This window comes from Ligilactobacillus sp. (assembly GCF_036846325.1).
Classification (GTDB): Bacteria; Bacillota; Bacilli; order Lactobacillales; family Lactobacillaceae; genus Ligilactobacillus.
Window position 1 is genome coordinate 1,813 of the sequence record NZ_DAIUCE010000138.1, and the last position, 1,406, is coordinate 3,218.

The 1,406-nt window shown below is 45.0% G+C and carries 1 protein-coding gene; it reads left to right on the top strand.

All coding sequences use genetic code 11. From position 1 onward, the window contains the following. Positions 1–395: 395 nt before the first annotated feature. The coding region (locus V7Z60_RS09315; RefSeq protein ID WP_334117540.1) for a hypothetical protein at positions 396–1,406 on the top strand (1,011 nt) is incomplete at its 3' end.

The window sequence follows — 1,406 nt, forward strand, 5'->3', positions numbered from 1 at the left end:
ACAATAAACTATACCAGTGACAAGGTGCTGGAGCAGATAAGCAGGGTGTATGATGATTTCTATGTTGACAATGATGTAAGAAAAATCTAGATGTGGTATCGATGCGTGATTTCCCGAAAAGAGTATGGATGTCCGTTGTCGTTATTATGAACCGGATGACAATGAACATCTGTGAAGGAAATGACGGAAAAATTTGGTAAGACAAACGTTGTCCTTGAAACGGAACATTCCCTTTCGGAAGTTGTTGATGCCGTTTTTCGGGACAGTAAGTTGAAGAAGGGCGTGCATCTTGATTTGGAAAACAGCGGAGCGTTAATTACGGGTATATGTAAATGGTTGTAGATATTCGCTTAGGTTATGGAACATTTTTTTAGTTGGAAAGGGTTTTAGCGGTTATGAGAATTAAAACAAGATGCAGGGCGCAGAAATGCGTTAACAAGCTGGCAGGATACGGGGAAATGCTGAACAAGACGGGAACTGACGGAGCTTCAGGAAAGTACATGTTGAAGAAGGTCAGTTCAGAGGTTCTGAAACTGATTGAAGAATTCCCCGCTTCAGACTTTTCCGAAGATACGCAGGAGACTCTAGACAGTCTTCGTGCATTGTTTTCGGAAAATGTCCTCCAAAATCTTGATGAAATGCAGGGCCTGCTGGACGAATTGAGGGGTGAGGTTGAACGGTCAAAGAAAGTTACAGCAAGTTACAGGATATTGTTTCTTCCGTACAAGTACTCCATGTGGGATTCTCTTGAAAGCATTCATGAAGCGGCAATGGAGGATCCGGAATGTGAATCCCTTGTCATGCCAATTCCCTACTACGACAGGGACAGTCACGGAAACCTGGCCGAACTGCATGATGAATCTGGCCTCTATCCCGCAGAACTCGGGATTCTTTCATGGAAGGATAACACCGTGGAAGAGATTGATCCGGACATCATCTACATTCACAATCCCTATGACGAAGGAAACCGCCTGACAAGCATCCACCCCGATTACTACACCAGCAGGCTGACAGGAGATGACAGGCTGGTGATTTATGTTCCCTATTACGTTTCCTACACCGATGACCCGGATATTTTCACATCGCTTGGCTTTGCGGGCATTTATGCCGATTATGTTATCACCCAGTCAGACTGGTATGAAAAAGAGTATGAAAGACTACTGGATGAATACAGAATGCAGAGTGAGGCGAACCGCAGGGTGATTGACTATTATGACAACGGGAATAAGTTTTCAGTGCTTGGCAATCCCAAGTATGACAAGGTGATGTCACTGACGAAAGATGACTACCCGATTTCGGATGACTGGCATGACGCACTGTTTTGCGGCAGCAAACGTCGCCTGACGATTCTCTTGGACACGACCGTGGAACTCCTGATCAAGCAGAAGGAGCATGTCTTCAGGAAA